General features: G+C 57.9%; 11 protein-coding genes and 1 pseudogene. 5 read left to right on the forward strand and 7 right to left on the reverse strand.

The window, feature by feature from the left end; genetic code table 11:
- Nucleotides 1-16 precede the first annotated feature (16 nt).
- Together ACNQPL_RS12725 and ACNQPL_RS12730 are read left to right on the forward strand one after the other, a co-directional pair.
- On the forward strand, nt 17-919 hold the full coding sequence (locus ACNQPL_RS12725) for a LysR family transcriptional regulator (protein WP_346612509.1): 903 nt from the start codon (nt 17-19) through the stop codon (nt 917-919).
- Nucleotides 920-1,660: 741 nt separating this feature from the next.
- A complete protein-coding gene (locus ACNQPL_RS12730; protein WP_346612510.1) occupies nt 1,661-3,010 on the forward strand; it encodes a DUF4303 domain-containing protein in 1,350 nt (449 codons plus the stop codon).
- A 313-nt stretch (nt 3,011-3,323) separates the two neighbouring features.
- Here the strand turns inward: ACNQPL_RS12730 and ACNQPL_RS12735 are convergent, their stop codons facing one another.
- On the reverse strand, nt 3,324-3,608 hold the full coding sequence (locus ACNQPL_RS12735; RefSeq protein ID WP_346612511.1) for a hypothetical protein: 285 nt from the start codon (nt 3,606-3,608) through the stop codon (nt 3,324-3,326).
- A 90-nt stretch (nt 3,609-3,698) separates the two neighbouring features.
- Between ACNQPL_RS12735 and ACNQPL_RS12740 the strand changes: the two genes are divergently transcribed.
- Nucleotides 3,699-4,691, forward strand: a complete 993-nt coding sequence (locus ACNQPL_RS12740; protein WP_346612512.1) for a hypothetical protein — start codon at nt 3,699-3,701, stop codon at nt 4,689-4,691.
- A gap of 332 nt (nt 4,692-5,023) precedes the next feature.
- Here ACNQPL_RS12740 and ACNQPL_RS12745 read toward each other — a convergent pair whose 3' ends face one another.
- The 5 genes and pseudogenes from ACNQPL_RS12745 to ACNQPL_RS12765 all read right to left on the reverse strand — a co-directional run bounded on the left by ACNQPL_RS12745 (nt 5,024) and on the right by ACNQPL_RS12765 (nt 9,567).
- Nucleotides 5,024-5,536 (reverse strand): IclR family transcriptional regulator, encoded by a 513-nt coding sequence (locus tag ACNQPL_RS12745; RefSeq protein ID WP_346612534.1) that lies wholly within the window; start codon nt 5,534-5,536, stop codon nt 5,024-5,026.
- 54 nt (nt 5,537-5,590) lie between these two features.
- A pseudogene (locus tag ACNQPL_RS12750) lies at nt 5,591-5,794 on the reverse strand (helix-turn-helix domain-containing protein); the annotation flags it as partial.
- Nucleotides 5,795-5,929: 135 nt separating this feature from the next.
- Complete coding sequence (locus tag ACNQPL_RS12755) at nt 5,930-7,249, reverse strand: MFS transporter (protein WP_346612513.1); 1,320 nt, start codon at nt 7,247-7,249, stop codon at nt 5,930-5,932.
- Between the two features lie 177 nt (nt 7,250-7,426).
- The gene (locus tag ACNQPL_RS12760; protein WP_346612514.1) at nt 7,427-8,629 is read right to left on the reverse strand and encodes a CaiB/BaiF CoA-transferase family protein; all 1,203 of its coding nucleotides are present in this window, start codon (nt 8,627-8,629) and stop codon (nt 7,427-7,429) included.
- Nucleotides 8,626-9,567, reverse strand: a complete 942-nt coding sequence (locus tag ACNQPL_RS12765) for a hydroxymethylglutaryl-CoA lyase (RefSeq protein WP_346612515.1) — start codon at nt 9,565-9,567, stop codon at nt 8,626-8,628. The genes ACNQPL_RS12760 and ACNQPL_RS12765 overlap by 4 nt, the downstream gene beginning before the upstream one ends.
- Before the next feature lie 391 nt (nt 9,568-9,958).
- Between ACNQPL_RS12765 and ACNQPL_RS12770 the strand changes: the two genes are divergently transcribed.
- Both ACNQPL_RS12770 and ACNQPL_RS12775 read left to right on the forward strand, forming a co-directional pair.
- Nucleotides 9,959-10,891 (forward strand): SMP-30/gluconolactonase/LRE family protein, encoded by a 933-nt coding sequence (locus tag ACNQPL_RS12770; RefSeq protein WP_346612516.1) that lies wholly within the window; start codon nt 9,959-9,961, stop codon nt 10,889-10,891.
- Nucleotides 10,892-10,996: 105 nt separating this feature from the next.
- Nucleotides 10,997-12,283 carry a citrate:proton symporter gene (locus tag ACNQPL_RS12775; RefSeq protein WP_346612517.1) on the forward strand — a complete coding sequence of 429 codons (1,287 nt, stop codon included), beginning with the start codon at nt 10,997-10,999 and terminating at the stop codon, nt 12,281-12,283.
- Between the two features lie 509 nt (nt 12,284-12,792).
- Here ACNQPL_RS12775 and ACNQPL_RS12780 read toward each other — a convergent pair.
- Nucleotides 12,793-15,279: a TonB-dependent siderophore receptor gene (locus ACNQPL_RS12780; RefSeq protein ID WP_416466932.1), complete on the reverse strand. Its 2,487-nt coding sequence runs from the start codon at nt 15,277-15,279 to the stop codon at nt 12,793-12,795.
- Between the last annotated feature and the right edge of the window lie 36 nt (nt 15,280-15,315).

Raw genomic sequence — 15,315 nt, forward strand, 5'->3', positions numbered from 1 at the left:
GAATTGCGGTTCGTGCATGAATGATGACATTTCGCTATGGCGCTTGTTTTTCCGCATTGTCGAACGCGGCAGCCTGACCAAGGCTGCTGATGACCTGGGCTTGGAACCCTCGTCGGTGAGCCGACGGATCGCTTCACTGGAAAAGCGCCTGAATGTTCGGCTGCTCAACCGCACCACAAGGCAGGTCACGCTTTCAGAGGCGGGGGCCAGGGCGTATGAGCAGATGAGGCCCCTGATTGAGGAGATGGAACGGGTAATCGCCGACCTCGACGGCACAGCGCCGCAGATCGCCGGGGCTATCCGCATGACGGCGCCGGTCAACTTCGGTGAACGGCACCTGGTTCCGTGGCTGACCGCGTTCCAGCAACTGCATCCCCAGGTGGTCGTAGACCTGGTGCTGTCCGATTACAGGCTGGACCTGAGTGGCGAGGCCATCGACTTGGCGCTGCGGGTGGGCGACTTGCCCGTCTCCGACATGGTCGCCCGCAAGATAGGCCACATGCCCAACGTGCTGTGTGCCAGTCGCAGCTATGTGCAGGCGCACGGGCTGCCTACCAGGCCACAGGACCTGGTTGGCCACCGGGCGATCCTCTATTCCCTGGGCCAAGAGCGGCACCGAACCCGCTTGCGCTTGTGTCGCAACGGCAAGGAAATGTCAGTCGAGCTGCGTGGGGTGTTCTACCTCAACAATGCCGGGGCAATCCTCCAGGCGGTGCGGCAGGGCGCCGGCATTCATCCTGGGCCGCGCTGGCTGTTCGAGGAAGGCATTCGTGCCGGTGAGTTGGTCGAGCTGCTGCCGGACTGGGGGCTGGTGGGGCTGCCTGTGCACCTGCTGCGCTTGAACAATCGCTACGAAGCCCCTCGTGTCAGGGCATTGGGTGACTGGATTGAAAAGTGCTGGGCTGAGCAGATGCACTGAGCCTCTCATATCGGATCGAGTCACCCATGAGCCAAACCGCATCATCAAGACGCGTCTGCACAAAGACTTGACTCGTCATGAACATCGTCGCAAACCATAGCCGTGAGCCTGGGAACAAAGGGAAATCGGTGGGCAGAAAGCCCCGCCACGACTGAGAAAAAAGAGCAGCTAACGGCCATGGCGGACATCCAGGCCGGGGCCGCTTCGCGGCCCATCGCCGGCAAGCGCGGCTCCCACAAGTACTGCACAGGCCCGGTGTGGGAGATTACCCAGCCCTTCGGGCTGCGCTGTCGCGCAGAGAAACGCCCGCGAGCGCGCCGCATACCCTGTATGAGCGGCTTCAACCGCGAAGCAGGCGCCGCGGTGGATGGCACCGGCTTCGCCGGTTTTCGTGGCTGAAGCCGCGCCCACAGGATCCCCGCCAAATCAGTACGCCAAGTGCGCCCGCCGAGGGAGCTTTCGCTGTTCTGCACGCTACTGAGAAGGGCGAACCGTTATGAGCAAAGCGGTTGGGCTGGAACGACGAAAATGGCAAAATCCAATACTTTGCAGTGACTATTGTCGACCCTTTGCGCAGGTACACTCATGAGCGACATTGAAGTACTGTCCCTGTCTCCTGGTTAAGCCCGACCCGGGTCGAACTCAAGCTGCGCAAATACCCCGGCCATCTCGCACCTCGGGGGCTCAATGTGATTATTGAGTGTGCGCTGCGTATCGCTGAGTGTGGCGATGGTACGCACATTGAACTGGCTCGCCTGGAAAGCACCCTTGAGGGGATGCTCGATCTGCTCGACTGAGCTTGTTTGTCAGCAAGGACCTGAATTGATGAATTGGAAAGCTCTGGAGCAAGCGCTGTTCGAGGCTGCTAGAAAGCCGCTGCAAACGCTGCTCGATGAGGGCGGTAGCCCTTTATATGCCGCAGCGTTTCATGCCAGCTACCGGGAAGAAGAGGCGGTTTTATCGCTGCCCAACTTTGCCGCCAACAGCCTTGAAGCACTCAGCGAAGACTTCCCCGACGAGGAAGACGAAAGCTTCAGTTCGGTCAAGTGGAACCCGGTGGACTGGCGCTGGGATTGGGAAATCTGCTCTGGTGAGCCGCTCACGCGGCTCGATGATGAGCTGCAAGCGCACGCCAACCGGCTTGGCCCGCGCCAATGGCACGCGGCTGAGCAACGCTTGCTGGTCACCGTAAGCCGTGCCGCCAGGTCGCTGGGCCGGCATTTCAGTCAGCATCCTGGTGTGACGCCTGGTTTCGTTGTGATTTTTCATGACTTTGCAGGCTACATGCCCTTGGCCAAGCGCAGCATGACCCGCCAGCAGTTCGAGAATAATTTCCCTGTCGAGCTGGCCATTGAAAACACCCTGCGCGATGTCGCTGCTCTGCCGCTCACCGAGCAGGTCGCGTTCTACGTCAGCAGCTTGCATTGTTCGGAAGGCATTTCGAGGGAGGACGCAGAGCGCTGGCTGATTGCCAACGGCCGTTGCGCACAGGCAGCGCTTATCGATCAGCTCAACGGGGATAGAGAGCCTACCGCTGCCGCGCGTATCCTCGGGCTGGCCGGCTTGGCTGATGGGCCCGTCATCCAGGCCCTGCGCCGGCAGGCGATTGAGGCCTGTGAGCAGCCGACCCGCAACTGGTGCACAAAAGCCCTGGGTTACCTTAAGGATTTCGACTGGCTGATGCAGCAAGCGCCCGATGTCGCTGTCGCGGGTATTTGCGCCAACTTCGACGGTTTCCGCTGGCGGGGCGTGGAGCCACCGGTACTGGACTACACGCCCGTTGAGCGTTTGCTTGATCAGCGCCCTGAGCTTCAGACTGCTGTTGAAGCAGCCCTGGAAGAACTCAACGGCCAGATCGATACCACCACTGCCGATGTCAGCGAAGCGTTACGCGGGATTGTTTCACCTCAGGCAGCCATTCGTCGTCATGCTGTGAGTGGATTGAACAACCGTGGCCTGCTGCCCGGTGACGCGCTTCGAGCCATCGATGGGCTACACCTGGCAACAGAGGATACCGATGAGCAGGTGAGACACCTAGCGGGTCTAGGCCTGAAAGCTATGAGTCCCAGCTTTGGTCATCGTCCCTGCTGAGTGCACCTGAGCCTGGATTGAGGTTAACTGACTTCCTCAGGGCGTGAAGCGGACTTTCCAGCCCAGGCGATATTCCAACAGGCTCACCAACTTCCTGGCACATCCCAGGCAATCCGGCCGTTCGAGCATCTTCCCCAAAGGTGTTTACCTGACAGGCTCCATTGCAGTTGCGCAAGACCACTGCATTTGGCGTCGTCGGTTTTCAGTGCCAGCGATCGCCCACTTTGCCGGTTTCATGCAGATTGCCTCCTTGGCAGTGTGGCGGTGCGGGCTCGCTCCTTGTCGAGACTGCTCAACCGAAGATATGAACGGGTTAGAAGAATGGAATTAATGTGGCAACTGCCGCACCGGATTGAACCAAGAGCATTACCGAGAGCCATTTGGGCTCCCGCCGGATAAACCAGTAAACCCCGTTGAATATCATTGAAATCAGGTTGGTGAGCCCTAGGATGACAAATGCAATGGCGCCCGAGATATTGACGGGTGAAGTGGTTGGCGATTGCAGCACGTAGAGCGCCAGGATCGGGCCCAGGATGACTGTTGTGATCGAAAGGCCAGCGACCGTACGGGTAAGGAGTAAAGCCTCGTCGGGCGTCATGCTGGGGATTTCCTTCTCTGATCGGGATTGGGGCATCACTGCCAATGGGTCTATTCTGCGGCGTTCACATAAGGGTTAACAAGGACGTCCATGATTCCCGTCGATATGCCGGTCATGTTGCTCGGCTACATGATCTACATTTTTTCCGAGGTTTTTCTCTGGCTTTTCATCGTCGGCCTGATCGCCTTGCTGGTGCCGCGAAGCCGTCGTTTCATGGTAGCTCGGCGCTGGAGGTTCGGCTTGTTGCTGATGTTGCTGGCAGTCGGGAGCGTGCCTTACATCGAGTCCAGCTACAGGCTCTGGCAGGATTGGCGTGCGCACAATCCTCGCCTCGAACACGAGGAGGTGCTCGGTGACCTGGTGCTTCCGGCTGGTACGCGGGTCCATCTGCAAGACCTGGAGCCTTTTAACGACCTGTCCGGCGATCCCGTGCCCTATGGCATGCAGAGCCTGGATCATGCTGATTTCGACCGCACGCCAGGTCACATCATGGGCATGCCTGTGCGTCGTCTGAAACTGGCGCAGGGCCATGGTTTCGCTACGGTCGAGACCCTGTCGGCCCATGACCTGGCAGGATGGAAATGTGAGCCTGGGGAGATCGAGTTCGATTTTCCGTTCGGTGCTCATTTCAAGTTTTCCGAATGGAAGATGAGTCGATGCACCCTGGCGCCCGGTACCGAGCTGGGCGGCATCATTTGGCCTGGGCCGGTAAGGGTATCCTCCAACACTACTGGTTGGCTGGCCGAATCAGAAGAGAGCCCGGTCAAAGTACTGGGGATCGAAATGCGCTCGCTGATCATGTTCCTGGATCGCCCATATGGGGAGGGGCGCTGGTGGCAAGGCCACGCGAACCAGCCCTTCGACTTCGGCCCTATTCACTATCCGGCCGACATCCAGGTCAGCCTTGATCAAGGTCAGATGCTGTTCAGTCTGCCACCGGACGCACAAGCCCAGGATCGACGTACCGGAGCGCCCATAGAGGGCGGTCAGACAGTGGTCCAGAGCATGGCCGGTCAGGTGTTACGAATACGCACCAACCGCTCCATGGGTGTTTATTTTCCTGACGACATCATAGTGCGCTGATGCTCGATGAGCTGAGGCGGGCAGCAGTGTCGGCAATGGGTCGACATCTGCCGGTCGTAAACGACCGCAAACGACCCACTGCGGACACCGCCGCAACGCTTTGAGTCAGTACTGTCCTCATCGCCGGCAAGCCGGCTCCCACAGAGATATAACCAGTCTCCGGGCCTGTGCAGTACTTGTAGGAGCCGCGCTTGCCGGCGATGGGCCGCGAAGCGGCCCCGGCCTTCGGATGTCCGCCATGGGCGAAATAGGTCAATGGTGACCGGCTGCTCTCGACCCATAGCTGTCATTGGCGAATGAAAGCAACCGACTCAATGCAGAATTCTGCAAGCCTATTTTTCACCAGTATTTTGTAATGCGGCGAGTAACTCTTGATTGCTTCCCCCGAGCAGACTTGTCGCCTGGGCTGCGCGCTTTAGCAGCATCAGGCGAGCCGCTTGCAGCTGATCCTTGTTGAAACGCTCGGAAGGGCCTGACAGCGTGAGAGCACCTTTAAACTCGTGGGCGACGCCAAACACAGGGGCCGAGATCGATGATGTATCCGGGTCACGCTCCCCGAACGAAGTTGCCCAGAACTGTTCCCGCACCTCAGCTAAAGCGCGATCAGCCGGCGGGCCAAATGCTCTGAGGATCTTCCCGGAGGCTCCAGCATGCAGCGGGAATCGGTCCCCCTCGTGAATGCTGAAGCGCACCGCGCGCTTGGGTTCGACCCTGAAGAGTACTACTCGGATATCGTTCTCGATCACGTAGAACGAAGAGGTCTCCCCACTCTCTTCAGTCAGTGCCTCAAGCACTGGATAGATCGCATCGCGTAGGCGGAATGAGGATTGGTAAATCTGAGCCAATCGCAGGGGCTCATGACCCACAGCGTACTGCCCGTCAGTCAGTCGCCTGATAAACCCAGCCCTCTCCAGAGAGCTCATGAGCCGAAGGATGGTGCTCTTGTACAAACCAGTGCGACGAGCGATCTCAGCTAGCGGGAGAGTGCTTCGATCAGGTTCGAAAGCCCCGAGAATTGCGAAGGCTCGATCAACAGCTGCCACCCCTCCGTCAGCATTGTTCTTGGAAGCTTCGGCTACCGCAGGCTCATTTTTTGGCGACATCGGACTTGTTCTCGGCGCAATCGTGAGAAAGCGGCCCCTTGAAGGGGCCGTTCAGATGGCTGATACCTTACCTGTGAGTAGGGTTAGCAGCCAGTCCATTGTCCAGACAACGTTCTGCATTACCGACACCAGATGTCAGGCATCACGCATAAACAGTCGCAGGGACAATGCCATCACGGCGGCGAAGAACAGGATGCATCCCATGACCATCAGGCCCGTTGTGAAAGATTGGGTGTAGTCCTTCAGGAAGCCCATCAGGTAAGGCCCGACGAACCCGCCAAATGCACCGATGGAGTTGATCAGAGCAATACCCCCAGCAGCAGCTTGACCACTCAGGAACTTCGCCGGCAACGTATAGAAGATGGTTTTCGCCGAGATTGTTCCCACCAGGGCAAGGGTGATCCCTGCCAGCGCTGGAATCAGGGCGTTCATGTTCACCGCAAAGATCAAAGCAAGACCGGCCAGTACCAGCGCAATGATCAGGTTCAAGATCCCACGTCCGCTCCGGTCGACATGCTTGGCCCAGAACAACAGGCCGATGGTTGAGAAGAAGTACGGAACTGCAGCGATCCATCCAATCAAGCTTATTTCAACACCCTGCGCCTTCAGCATTTGCGGCAGCCAGATACCGATACCGTAGGTGCCGATGGTGAAGCTGAAGGTGATTGAGCTCAGGATCCATACTCGCGGATCCTTCAATGCTGCTGTGAAACCGTGGCTTTTCTGGGTATTCGCCTTTTCCTTCTCCAGCATGCCAGTGAGAGCGTCCTTCTCTTCTTGGGACAACCACTTGGCCTCACTAGGCCGGTTGGCAAGCACCTTCAAAGTGATGAGACCCAGGACGCAAGCTGGCAAACCCTCAATGATGAACATCCACTGCCAACCCGCGAGCCCCCAAGCACCGTGCATTTGAAGCAGGTAGATGGAAAGCGGCCCACCTACAAGGAAAGAGATCGGCGTTGCCACCGTGAACCAAGCCAGTACCCGGGTACGGTATTGAGCTGGGAACCAGAGGGTGAGGAAGAAGATTACACCAGGAAAGAAGCCGGCCTCGGCAACCCCCAAAAGAAAGCGAATAACATAGAAACTATAAGGGCCGATAACGAATGCCGTAGCTGCTGCCGCAAGCCCCCAGGTGATCATGATTCGAGCCATCCACAGGCGTGCGCCGAACCGGTACATAGCCAGGTTACTGGGGACTTCACAGAGGCAATAGCCCACGAACATGATCCCTGCACCCAGGCCAAACTGAGCGGCAGTCAGCCCTAGCTGGTCAGTCATCTGCAGGGCTGCATAACCGACACTGGTGCGATCCAGGTAGTTGAAGAAATAAGCCAGTGCCAGCAATGGGATTAGGCGCCAAGCGGCCTTTTTCATTGCTCTTTGCTGCAACGCAGATGTGACTTCAGGCTGCGGCATGGACAAATGGGTATCCGGGGTCGTGACATTAGCCATGACTGTATCCTCGGTTTTGTTGTTATGAATACCGTGGCTGGATGGGCCATCGGAGAGCGCAGACCGGCGGTACGTCCCGTACCTTTAGTGCTGCTGATTTCGCCCGAGAGTCATTTCGAGCTCGACGTAAAATTTCACCTGGAGCGGGCAGTCAAAGGAGGCCCGCCCCAATCTGGATCAAACGGTCTTAATCGCGCCGGTAGACTCGAGCTGAGCGATCTCGTCGTCTCCGTAACCCAGCTGTACAAGCAGCTCTCTAGAGTGGCTGCCTAGGGGCGGGACATTGATACGAGCACCAAAACGTTGGCCGTTCATTTCAATAGGCAGCATCGGCACCTTCACCTGCTCACCGTCTGGCAACGTCAGCTCTGCCATACCGCCAGACTGATTAAGGTGCTCATCCGCAAACATGTCTTCCGGTCGCTGAATGGGGGAAAACGGCAGGCCAGCTTTCTCACAGAGTGTCATCACGGTCTGCTTATCCATGGCAGACAAGCGCTCTCGCACCCTAGGAATTATTCGGTCTCGAGCCTGAACGCGCTGGTTGTTCCGACTCAGTTCGGTGTCATTTCCAAATTCAGGGAAGTCGAAGGTTTCGCAGAAAGAGACCCACTGGCTGTCGCTGACGACGCCCATAAAGACTTGCTCACCTTCCTGGGCAGTCTCGAACACGTCATAGATGGCCCAAGCCGAAATCCGGCTTGGCATTGGTGCCGCCGCTTTACCCGTTACGACTTTCTGCATCATGTGCTGAGCGACCAGGAAGGCCGAGTTTTCAAACAGACCGGTCTGCACGAACTGACCACGCCCCGTTTCTTTGCGCTGCAGCAGGGCGGCAAGAATCGAGACAGTGCTGAACATACCGCCCATCACATCGTTGACAGAGGCTCCGGCGCGCAACGGACGCCCGACTGGCCCCGTCATGTAGGCCAAGCCCGTCATCATCTGTACGACCTCATCCAGCGCCGTGCGCTTCTCATAGGGCCCTGGCAGGAAGCCCTTCATCGAGCTGTAAATGATGTCCGGCTTGATGGCCTTGACCTGCTCATAGCCCAGGCCCAATTTCTCCATGGCGCCAGGGCGGAAGTTTTCGGTGACGACATCTGCCGTGGCGAGCAATTTCTTCACCGCAGCCATACCCTCTTCAGACTTGATGTCTACCGCAAAACTCTTCTTGTTGCGGTTGTAGGTCATCCAGTAGCCGGCGCCAGATCCCATCAGACGGCGAGTATTGTCACCCTCTGGAACGGGTTCTACCTTGATGACCTCAGCACCGAGATCGGCAAGCAGCAACCCGCAGGTTGGGCCCATCACCATGTGGACAAACTCCACCACGCGAATGCCTGCCAGAGGCAGAGACTTCTCTTCTTGCTGGCTCATACAGCCTCCTTCGCATAGGTGAAGTTCTTGCCAACCCCGGCATCTGGGATGAACCCGTATACAGGCTCGCCAGGTAGCCCACGACGAAGTACTTCACGCGCCGCAACGAGGCGATCGATGTCTACGCCGGTTTTCAGGCCCATAGACTCGAGGAGATACACCAGGTCTTCGGTGACGATGTTGCCCGAAGCACCCGGCGCGTATGGACAGCCGCCCAAGCCGCCTTGGGAACCATCGAACGTCTTCACGCCTGCTTCCAGTGCCGCGACGACGTTGGCCAGACCCTGGCCGCGAGTGTTGTGGAAGTGGGCGCTGCCTGCGAGCGCGCCGAGCTCTCGGAACAGGCGAGTGAACAGTCGACGCACTTGAGCGGGGTTGGCGTAGCCAACCGTGTCTGAAAGGCCGACCTCGTCCACCCCCAGCTCCGCCATTTTCAAGGCAATCGCCATGGTCTCGTCGTCCGTCACGACGCCTTGAAGCGTGCATCCGAAGGCTGTCGAAACGCCGGCTTCGATCAGGACATTCGGGAAGCGTTCATTACGCAAGGCAACGACCGCCTGAACCTCATCGAAGACTTGAGCGTGTGTCTTGCGGATGTTTGAGATCGAGTGCTGTTCGCTCACGGAAATCGGCAGCGTGATCTTGTGCACACCGGCGTTGAAAGCGGCTTCGGCACCCTTGAGATTCGGCACCAGGGCAGTGACGAAAAGATCGGGCAGAGTCAGGGCGTGGGCTACTACCTGGGCGGTATCTGCCATCTGCGGCAGCAGCTTTGGCGATACAAACGAGCCGACCTCAATCTCTTTCAGACCGGCATTCGCCAGAGCCGAAATCCACTCCAGCTTCAGCTCGGTGGGCATTGTGGCCTTGACGCTCTGTAAGCCATCCCTAGGCCCAACTTCACTGACGAGGATGTCGATATCTGTCGCTTCTTTCATGGAGGTTCTCCTGTAGCTGGGGAGAGCCTGCCCGAACATTCATGCAGTGCAGCTTCGATGGGGAGCGCTGTTTTTATGATTGTTCTGTCAGGCAGAATTAAGTTCTGTTCTAGTATCTACCCACATTTTTGCACCTGTCAATGAGGCTAACGATGAGCGGATGTCATTGGCTTTCATCTGGCTGATAGAGAGAGATGGAGAGTTTCCAACGGGACTTGACAGCATTGAAAATAGCTTGGAAAGTGTTCCGTCAAGAGCAATGACGTTCTGCTCAACAGAACATACGCTCGAAACAACAAGATATCCCAGGCAACGTACACTGATGAGATCGGCCCAGACCCTGCCGTTTGAGCCTCAGCGTCGCGCGTCTGTTTTCACATGGAGATTTGCCATGAGCCTGTATGCCCCTCCCGAGGAACGCCCAACCGAAGTCTTCAGCAGACTGCCGAAAGAGTTTTGGCGCGATGGGGACTCCGACTGGGTCAGAGCCAACAAACCAGGCCAGCAAGTGGCGAGCTTCCTGGAAGGGCCCTCTTTCGACCAGGCCGGTAACCTCTATGTCACGGATATCCCATATGGCCGAATCTTTCGCATTTCCCCTCAGGGAGAATGGGAACTGGTTGTTGAATACGACGGTTGGCCTAACGGCTTGAAAATCCATCGTGACGGGCGGATTTTCATTGCCGACTACAAGAACGGGATCCTCGTTCTCGACCCGATCAGCAACAGCATCGAGCCGTTCCTGACACATCGCCGAAGTGAAAGCTTCAAGGGTGTGAATGACCTGTTCTTTGACCAACAGGGGCACCTCTTCTTCACCGATCAAGGCCAGACAGGCATGCACGATCCAACGGGTCGAGTTTTCCGCTACGACCTGGAGCAACAACGGCTGGATTGTTTGCTGGATAACGGCCCTAGCCCTAATGGCCTGGTGATGGATCTTGAAGAGAAAGCGCTGCTGGTAGCCATGACTCGCGCAAACGCAGTATGGCGACTCCCGCTACAACCTGATGGCACTACTTCCAAGGTGGGTGTCTTCACCGCCATGGCCGGGGGCGTGAGTGGCGCCGACGGTATGGCCCTGGATGATTCAGGAAACCTGTATGTCTGCGATGCAGGCAATGGATGCGTGTGGGCATTCGACTCCCATGCCGTACCGCTCTATCGATTCAAGTCATGCACCGAAGGCCGCACGCTTACCAATCTCGCCTTTGGTGGCGAAGGTAATCGCGGTCTGTTCATCACCGACTCGGCGACAGGACACATCTTGAGGGCTGACCCCGGCCACTCAGGAAAGCCATTGTTCTCGCACGCTCCAGCCTAACGACTTCGTAGTACAGCCCTGTGCACATGGCGCACGGGCTTTGCTCGGCCAGAAAACGGCCAGCGAAAATTATTACTCATACAAAACAGATAATAAGAGGGCAGCATGCTCACTCTTTTGAGCTACACAATGATCGTGTGCTTCATGTACCTCGTCATGAGCAAACGCCTGTCACCACTGGTGGCCCTGATTCTAGTGCCGGTTGCATTCGCAAGCCTGGGTGGGTTTGCAACCCAGCTCGGGCCCATGATGTTCGATGGCGTAAAGATGCTGGCCCCGACAGGGATCATGCTGACCTTCGCGATCCTCTACTTCTGCATGATGACCGATGCAGGCTTGTTCAACCCGCTGATCAAACTGATCCTCAAGTGTGTGAAAGGCGATCCGCTGAAGATTGTCATCGGCACCGCTGTGCTCGGAATGTGCGTGGGCCTGGATGGGGACGGTGCCACGACCTACATCATCACCACCGCAGCACTCCTTCCGCTATACCGACGTACAGGGATGAGCCTGCAAGTTCTGGCCACCGTTCTGTTGCTAACTAACGGGGTGATGAACATCCTCCCTTGGGCCGGGCCCTTCTCGCGTGCGGCAAGCGCCATGCACGTAGATATCACTGAACTGTTCATCGAGATGCTGCCGCTGATGATCGCGGGAGCGGGCTGGGTGATTTTCGCGGCCTTCTATCTTGGTAGTCGGGAGCGCCGTCGTCTGGGTGTCGTGCAACTCGATCACGATGAGGTCATGAGCCACTTCACCGAGTTCAAACTGACCGACTGGCGCTTCCTCTTCAACGCTGTGCTCACCCTCACACTGATAACCATGATGATGCTGAGCCTCATGCCCCTCCCGATTCTCTTCATGCTGGCCTTCGGCCTGGGCGTCTTGGTTAACTTCCCGAGCGTCAAAGACCAAAAGGACGTCATCGGAAAATATGCCGACAACGTCATGGCGGTAACCCTGCTGATCTTCGCCGCGGGCATCTTCGTCGGGATCATGTCCGGGACAGGGATGATCAAGGCGATCTCGGAAAGCCTGATCCATGTAATTCCTGAATCCGCTGGCCATTTCATGTCGGTCATCACGGCGTTCCTCAGCATGCCTTTCACCTACGTGCTCACCAACGACGCGTTCTACTTCGGGATCCTCCCTATCCTGGCCGAAACTGCGAGCCATTACGGCATCGGCGCTACGGAGATGGCCATCGCCGGCCTGATCGGGCAGCCAGTCCATCTGCTCAGCCCCCTGGTTGCTTCGACCTATCTGCTCTGTGGACTGCTCGATTTGGACTACGGCGACAACCAGCGAGCGTCCATCGGCTGGAGCATCGGTACGTGCTTGGTGATGTTCGTTGCGGCTATCGCGCTTGGAACCATCGACGTTTTCAACTGAGGGCTTTCTTCTACCGAGCAATGCCACGAACGCCGGGCACTTGGCAGGCTTCGACTACGTGACAAAGCCTTCCCTGACATTGATGACACGGCGCAAATCAGCATCCGAAGCTATCGCTGAACGGCTGCTTTTGGTCAGATATTGCTCAAATCACTGGCAGCTATGGGTCGAAAGCAGCCGGTCTCCATTGACCTATTTCGCCCATGGCGGACATCCGAAGGTCGGGGCCGCTTCGCGGCCCATCGCCGGCAAGCCCGGCTCCCACAGGTACTGCGCAGGCCCGGAGACTGGTTATATGTCTGTGGGAGCCGGCTTGCCGGCGATGAGGCCGGTACTGACTACACAGCGTTGGGGCGGTGTCCGCCATGGGTCGAAAGAACAGCCATTCACAATGGGCCGCTATCGACCCGAAGTGGACATTCGGATGCCGACTTATGCGTACGCCAATCCTGCGAGAGCCTGTAAGTACCATGCTGCTCACAGAGGGTTTAGATCTCGACCGAATCGGCTCAGAACGTTCCGCGTAGCGTCAACATATAGTTGCGAGGCGCGCCGTACCAGTTGCCGCCAGCAGTGGAGTCGACCGTCTGGTAATAGGTTTTGTCGAACAGGTTGTTGCCATTGAGTTGCGCGGTCCAATGCTGATCGATCTTGTACTCGACCAAGCCATTCCACACCGCATAGCCTGACTGTTCGAACGCATAAGCCTCGGCGCTGCTCAGGCCACCGTCAGGCAAGCGCTGCTGCACGGTACCACTTTTGTAGCTATCGCTCTGGATCGTCGCGCCGACCCCCACCTTCCACCGCTCGAAATTCCCCGGTAGCTGGTACGTGGTGAAAAACTTGAACAGATGCTTGGGTGTCTGTGAGCTGGTCGGTTTGCCGTTATTGCTGGTTGTATTTCCCGAGCGCTGTTCGTTGAAGTTCAGCGTGTAGCCCACCATGGCCTGCCAGCCCGGCGCCAGTTCGCCGGAGATTTCACTGTCCAGGCCCTTGCTGATGGCTTCGCCAGAGGCCGTGTAGAAACCGTTACCTGTGCTGACAGCTTCGTTCATGCGCTGGGTGTAATACAGCGCAGACGAGACGTTCAACCGACCGCCGAACAGTTCGCCTTTGGTCCCTAACTCATAAGTCTCGCCTTCGATCGGATCGAGCGGCGAACCGCTGAGGCTCTTGTAGGCTGTCTGGGGCTGGTAGATCTCAGCGTAGCTGGTGTAAAGCGACCATTGCTCGCTTACATCCAGCACCAGCGAGCCGAATGGGGTGATGACCCCGCGGTTACTCTCCTTCACCGGGGTGTCCATGTTGAAGCTAGGCACCACCGTGCGCACATAGTCACGGTAGTCGGAATAGCGGGCGCCAAGGGTCAGGTGCAGTGGCTCTGCCAGCTGTGCTTTGAACGTGGTGTAGGCGCCGGATTTGCGCTGGTTCCAGTCCGGGTTGTAGTAATAGATCCCAGGTTTGGCCGGTTTGGGCATGGAGCCGGCGTCATCGGTGGCCGGGTCGAACGGCACATTGATGTCGCTGGCGGTCCTCAAGTCGGTGTGGTCCGAATAGGTGCGTTTAACTTCCGAGTAGTCAGCCCCTATCAACCATTCGTGCTGCAGGCCGTACGCATCGAATTTGCCCGCGAGGTTGATATCGAACAGATCCTGGTCGTTGGTGTAGCCGCGAATGAAGCGCGAGAACGTTCCTCCATTGGCAACACCCTGGGTGATCGAAGATTTCACCTCACCGATGTCCTGGGTGGAATCGAACCTGGTCTTGGTGTAGCTGCTGTTCAACTTCCAGTTTTCGTCGAATGCGTGCTCGACCTTGGCAAAATAGTCGGTGCGTTTGTAGTTGTTGGAGGACCAGTCGGCGGCCAGTGATGTGCTGCGCGAAGCGTTCAACGGCGTACCGTCCTTGTAGCGGACTAGCCCTCTGTCCCAATAACCGTCCATGTCTCGCCACTCGTAGGTACCGCCTGCTGTCAGCAGGGTATCGGGCGTCAGGTCCGCTTCCAGGGTGCCGAAGATCACGTGCTTTTCGCTGTCGGCATTGTCATAGAAGTACTGCTTGTCCTCATACGACATGGCCACTCGACCACGCAGAGCGCCCTCGAAGGCCAGCGGCCCGGTGAGGTCGATCTCGCTGCGGTAGTTGTTCCAGCTGCCGGCGGACTGGCTGATCTTCAACTGGTTGTACGGTAGCGCACGCTTGCGCACCAGGTTGATGCTGCCTCCCGGGTCACCCGTTCCGCCAAAAAGGCCGTCGGACCCGCGCAGCACTTCGACGTGATCGAAGGCTGTCATATCTGGCAGGCTGTCATACGCCTCGTTGCGCAGCATGGGCGCCCCACCATCAACCTGGATACTGCGGATGAGAAAGCCGCGGGAGTAAATCTCGTTTTTCGAGTCGTTCCCACCGACTACCGTGATGCCGGTGGTTTGGTCGAGCACCTGGGTCAGGCTGTTAAGGTTCTGATCTTCCATGCGTTGCTTGGTCATGATCGTGACCGATTGCGGCGTTTCACGCAGGGTTCTCTGGGTCTTGCCGCCGACGCTGGCGGTGCCGGTGGTGTATGAGCCTGTACCCTCTGTGGTGGCCCCGAGCCCGATGCCCACCACACTGGTCGGGTCCAGCGCCACGGTACCCGCCGCAAGGTTATCCGGGGCCATTATCAGGCGGTAGCCACCGTCCGGCTGCAACACGGCCTGCAGGCCGCTGCCGGTCAGTAATCGCTGAAGCGCCTGGGCGCTGCTGAAGCGGCCTTGCAGCCCAGGCGTGTACTTACCGGCCAGATCGCCAGGAGCGAACGCGATGTTCAGGCCTGTGCTGCGGCTTAATGCGGTGAGCGCGGCATCCAGCGAGCCGGCAGGCAGTGCCAGGTCATGTACCTGGTCGCTGTAACCGGCTGTGGCCGCCTGGGCGAGGCAGGGAATGCTACCAAGGCCAAGGCTGGCACAGATCAGGGCACGGTGGATGGTGATGCGAAGTGGCGACTGATGGGGCACGTGAAGGTCTCGTTGGCAAATGAGTTGTTCTGATGT

The organism is Pseudomonas sp. LFS044, from assembly GCF_047978245.1.
GTDB lineage: Bacteria > Pseudomonadota > Gammaproteobacteria > Pseudomonadales > Pseudomonadaceae > Aquipseudomonas.

Bases quoted from the DNA above. Each gene is read 5' to 3' on its own strand.
- ACNQPL_RS12725 (WP_346612509.1), top strand. From the start codon at position 17: ATGAATGATGACATTTCGCTATGGCGCTTGTTTTTCCGCATTGTCGAA.
- ACNQPL_RS12735 (WP_346612511.1), bottom strand. From the start codon at position 3,608: ATGACGCCCGACGAGGCTTTACTCCTTACCCGTACGGTCGCTGGCCTT.
- ACNQPL_RS12740 (WP_346612512.1), top strand. From the start codon at position 3,699: ATGATTCCCGTCGATATGCCGGTCATGTTGCTCGGCTACATGATCTAC.
- ACNQPL_RS12755 (WP_346612513.1), bottom strand. From the start codon at position 7,249: ATGGCTAATGTCACGACCCCGGATACCCATTTGTCCATGCCGCAGCCT.
- ACNQPL_RS12760 (WP_346612514.1), bottom strand. From the start codon at position 8,629: ATGAGCCAGCAAGAAGAGAAGTCTCTGCCTCTGGCAGGCATTCGCGTG.
- ACNQPL_RS12765 (WP_346612515.1), bottom strand. From the start codon at position 9,567: ATGAAAGAAGCGACAGATATCGACATCCTCGTCAGTGAAGTTGGGCCT.
- ACNQPL_RS12770 (WP_346612516.1), top strand. From the start codon at position 9,959: ATGAGCCTGTATGCCCCTCCCGAGGAACGCCCAACCGAAGTCTTCAGC.
- ACNQPL_RS12775 (WP_346612517.1), top strand. From the start codon at position 10,997: ATGCTCACTCTTTTGAGCTACACAATGATCGTGTGCTTCATGTACCTC.